Origin of the sequence: Youngiibacter fragilis 232.1 (assembly GCF_000495435.3) — a bacterium.
Taxonomy (GTDB): Bacteria; Bacillota; Clostridia; order Clostridiales; family Clostridiaceae; genus Youngiibacter; species Youngiibacter fragilis.
On record NZ_AXUN02000086.1, the window covers coordinates 1 to 4,686 of the forward strand.

The window sequence follows — 4,686 nt, forward strand, 5'->3', positions numbered from 1 at the left end:
TTAATTTTCAAAGAGCTTGTCACTTCTAAGGTGACTTCCTTTATTATGGCCCAGCCATAATGCAATGTCAACGGATTCGGAGGCTTGAACCGCCTTGAATCAGGCAACTTGTACATATTAACACGGTTTAATAGACTCGGTTTTCCTAATAACCCAATCATAAGCAAAATATTGGTACTTTACTCTGAATTGCTCGATTTTCCTCACGTTTCCGTTTATTGATACGCTTGGGGTAGTGTACGTAGACAACACATGTTTTGGACATCAAATCTTTGATTTCCTGTAACTTCCAGTTAACATAATCTTAATGTAAACCTTTAATTTTAGACCAGAAACAACAAACGCTCCCATTACGGGAGCGTTCATTTTACGCCATTTGGGCGGTATAAGGACACTATTTGCATTCCATTGTACGCCCTATATTATCGATCCCGAAGCCCTGTAGGGTTTCATGACCATTATATTGAACAAGGCAAGCAGGACCAGGCCCTTGAATACACTGCTGATAGAGATAGTCCACCATACTCCATCCAAACCGAGCCCTGTATATGTTGAAAGCAAATATGCCCCAGGAATCCTCAGCGCATTGAAGAATATTCCAACATAGGATGGTATCTTTGTCCTCCCAAGGCCATTGAATGCACCCTGATTGGAAATCTCGATTGACATGAACACCTGTGAAAGCCCCAAAATCCAAAGATATGATGCTCCCATCCGTATTGTTTCAGGCTCTTGGATAAAGATACCAAAGAGCTGCTCCGGAAAAACCATGAGCATTATCATCGATAACAATCCCAATCCTGATACAGCCAGTACCCCTGACCTATAACCCTTTACTATCCTCTCATATTCCTTAGCGCCATAATTTTGACCTACGAAGGCACTGAGTGCTGTCGAAAATCCACCCGCGGTCATCCATGACAATGATTCGATCTGGGATCCGACCTTTTGAACAGCAATCGCTTCCGGTCCATAAACAGCAATTATCCTTGCGACAACCATAGCGATCATTGCAAAGAACCCATTCTGAAGAGATATGGGAAGTCCAAGCCTGATTATCTTCATAATGTGCTGGATTGAGGGTTTTCTGAAGATATTGATTCGGAAATATGCTTCTTTCCTGGTCCTCATATGAACAGAGAAGAGTGTCGTTACCAGAATTTGAGCCGAAACAGTCGCTACAGCTGCACCGATTACACCAAATTCCGGAAATGGACCTAACCCGTAAATCAGTACAGGATCAAGGACCATATTCGTTACAAGCCCGATAAAGTTAAACCTGAAGGGTACCTTGCTTAAACCGGCTCCATTGAAAATTCCTGTAAAGACTGGATTCATGAAGTTGAAGAATATCCCGCTTCCAATTACAAGTAGATAAGCCACAGCCATATCTATGACATGCTGGTCCCCCAGACGAAAAAAAGAAATGAGCTGACGCCTGAAGATGATAATGAGCATTCCATACACAGCCGCTATCAAAAGATTCAGTTGTATTGCTGAAACAGCATGATCTCTCGCGCCTTCTTCATCCTTGCGGCCAAGATACTGCGCGACAAACACCTCTGCTCCGGACTTGGAGATTAGTATCAGTGAAAATCCGAACCACATGAAAAATCCAGCAGTACCCACTGCTGCAACAGCATCACTACCTAATCTGCCTACCCAGAACATATCTGTAAGATTGTACGCCATCTGCATGAATGATGTGCCCATGATGGGAATGGCAAGTTTAGTCAAAGTGAGTAGAATATCCCCTTTAGTTAGATCGATCTTTCTTTCCATGAATTACCTCATAACAATATTAATGAGCTACATGCAAAATATAGCATATCCAGGCTTAAACCGCAAAAAGAAGGATTCCGGATGCTATGACCCGAAATCCCTGTCTTACTTTTTACTTTGCTTTCTCCAGCGCAGCCTTTATAGCATCTATAAGGCCCTTTGAAGAATAGGTTGCGCCTGAAACTGTAGTCAGGGCGTCAGCCGAATTCTCTTCCTTTACTTCCTTGATTATCGCTTCAGAAGCCTTTCCGAAAAGCTCTGCAGTATCGCCATTCTCAAGAACAGTTACATCTGAAACCTTTCCGTCCTTTATTACAACAGAAACCTTTATTGGGGCTTTGAATCCCTGGGCCTCACCCTCGTATGTGCCGTCCTTGAATGCAGCCTTTGAGGAGCATCCTACAAAAACAGCTGCTGCAAGCAGAGCTGAAGCTATTACCTTTATTGACTTTTTCATTTTAACCTCCTGTTACCCTGCAACTTCTGTACTTGCCTCAATGGCATGGACCTGTCGACCTGGGTATGAAAATGACATGTTTATTTTAATTGATTTCCGGTTTCAACGCAATATCATATCAGAGTTTTTTACTCAGATTTCCCTTTTCTGCGTTTAGCGGATATTCTATCAATTGAAACACGGATAATGGAGGTCAAATCCTTCATCCTTTCAACGTACTGCATACCTTCATCCAGGTATTCCCTTGAGTATTTCCTTATGAACTCAAAGAGTAGCATTCCCTTGTCGTCTCCAGAATACTCAACAGCATCACCAAATGCTATTACCGATTCATAGTCGGTACTGAATTTTTCACTGAGAACTTCTGAACGGGTAACCACTGTGAATGATACCTTGGGGTAAGCGGCAATTTCAAGAAGCTTCTTACCCTCCTTGGCACAATGGATGTATATGTATCCTTCCCTGACAACATAATTGACCGGAATGCCATATGGGAATCCATCAGTTCCCAGTACTGACAATACTCCGAATGAGCCCTTGACCAGTGCCTTTTCGGCAGAATCAATATCCATTTCCCTGTCTTTTCTTCTCACTTACTTTTCCGTCCTTCCTTTGTCAGAGACATTATTACAAATCTAGTAGGCATTTTGGTAATGTCATCAAAAACATCTTTTTCCTTAATGAAGCCGTGTCTCTCGAGGAGCCTTACAGACCGTATATTTTCCTTAGATGTGAACGCTTCAATCTTTTTCAGGTTCAGCTCTTCAAATCCAATTCTAAGAACCTCACTAAGTGCCTCAGACATATACCCGTTGCCCTCGAACCTTTCAATCATCTCATATCCGACCTCTGCGACTGACTTTTCTTCATTGAAATTCCACAGTGTTATTGTTCCGATGAACTCCTGGTCTTCCTTAGCTTCAATGGCATAGTACAGCCATCTTCCAGCTTCCTGACCGCTTATGATATAGTCTATGAAGGTCTCCGCCTGTATGATCGAAGTATATGCCTCATTACCCGTATGTTCTGCTGTCTTAATGCTACTCTTGAGGATAAGCATATCGAGACTGTCACGCCTTTCAAGCTGCCGGAGCAGAAGCCTTTTTGTTTCAGCATTATCATTATAGTTCAGGCCACTACCCATACTGTACCTTTCTCGCCTGACTTCTTGCTATTCATCAAAATCTCCAGTATGTTCTCTGATTTTGGATCATAGCCTTTTGGCAGCTCCAATATCAGATTGTACCTGTCTGTGCATTTGTCATCTTTGATTTCCTTTTCTACCTCAAGCTCCTGACACTTCTGCTTCTTGCCATTAAGCAGCAGTTCTATTTCTGTCGTGAACCTGTCCGGACTTATGCACTCAATTTTATCATTAATCGCCTTCAATGATACTGGTCTGAAGGAAATCCTGATAACCTGCTTTTCCCTGTCAAGGAACTTCTTGAAATCAAGGAATTCTATCTCCCCAAGCCTTATATCAAGGTCTCTCGCCTTGTCGCTCGTGATATTATAGAATGAAAATCCAAGACTTGTGACTCCATAGTTATGGGTACAGAGTATTGATCCGTTTGTCTTCTCTTCAGTCTGGAGAAAGTAGTATCCATCATTGTCGCTGTAACCAGTAGCGATTATGTTCTGTGCCCTGTCTAGAAACAGTACCTCCGCACCTTGCAGGGGTTTACCTTTGTAATCTGTTACCTTTCCATGTATCTTTTTCATTACTGCCACCTCCTCGTTATTTTTGCTCCTTCAACTCACCAATAAGCTTTAATATCCTCTTCTCTCTGGTCCCCTGTACCTTTGATTCCATTATGCCTGAAATATGCTTCTTTCGAAATGTGTATGATTTTTTGTCAAACCTCTCCATAAGGTTTTCTGACTCAAGGGATGCCCTTAAATCTTCCGGGACCTCTACTGTTCTCTCTTCCTCATCCTTCTCGAATCTTACATTCACTGTATCGCCAATTGTCTTACCAATCTTTGACTGGATATCCTTTGTTATCCCAATTATGTAACACTCAGTGCCCATCTTCATTATTGAGCCTCGATATTCTACACCTTCAAACTGTACTTTTGCCTTGATCCTTTTGCTCCCGAATTCCTTTTCGATATCAAAAGGAACCTCTAAATAGGCCCCACCTTTGCCTGAATCCATAATTATCCCAAGAAACTCCAGCATCAGATCAACTCCATTCATTTTAGTCTATGGCACAATTGAACAAAATCGCTACGCGATAGTTCCTTAACTCAATTCTATACTTATGCCTCTTGAATTGACAGAGGCTTTTTTTACGCAAAAAAATAGTAGTTTAATCCCCATTGTTGGTTTATTGTGGAATCACGACAAACTACAAATAACCTAAAGGAGGACAACTACTATTTGTACGCCTATGTTACCATATTTGGTCAGATTCAACAACATTACCTTTGAAATTTTGTCCTTG

General features: G+C 41.8%; 6 protein-coding genes. All 6 read right to left on the reverse strand.

The genetic code is table 11. The features are described 5' to 3' along the window. Positions 1–417: 417 nt before the first annotated feature. A complete protein-coding gene (locus T472_RS05160; protein WP_023387454.1) occupies positions 418–1,782 on the reverse strand; it encodes an MATE family efflux transporter in 1,365 nt (454 codons plus the stop codon). A gap of 112 nt (positions 1,783–1,894) precedes the next feature. Next, complete coding sequence (locus tag T472_RS05165; RefSeq protein ID WP_023387455.1) at positions 1,895–2,239, reverse strand: FMN-binding protein; 345 nt, start codon at positions 2,237–2,239, stop codon at positions 1,895–1,897. 128 nt (positions 2,240–2,367) lie between these two features. Then, positions 2,368–2,832, reverse strand: coding sequence for a pyridoxamine 5'-phosphate oxidase family protein (locus T472_RS05170; protein WP_023387456.1), 465 nt, complete (start codon positions 2,830–2,832; stop codon positions 2,368–2,370). Beyond that, positions 2,829–3,383, reverse strand: a complete 555-nt coding sequence (locus tag T472_RS05175; protein ID WP_023387457.1) for a GNAT family N-acetyltransferase — start codon at positions 3,381–3,383, stop codon at positions 2,829–2,831. The genes T472_RS05170 and T472_RS05175 overlap by 4 nt, the downstream gene beginning before the upstream one ends. Then, positions 3,368–3,961, reverse strand: coding sequence for a carboxypeptidase-like regulatory domain-containing protein (locus T472_RS05180; protein ID WP_023387458.1), 594 nt, complete (start codon positions 3,959–3,961; stop codon positions 3,368–3,370). Before T472_RS05180 ends, T472_RS05175 begins: the two co-directional genes overlap by 16 nt. A 16-nt stretch (positions 3,962–3,977) precedes the next feature. Next, positions 3,978–4,421, reverse strand: coding sequence for a YdeI/OmpD-associated family protein (locus T472_RS05185; protein ID WP_023387459.1), 444 nt, complete (start codon positions 4,419–4,421; stop codon positions 3,978–3,980). Positions 4,422–4,686: the final 265 nt, after the last annotated feature.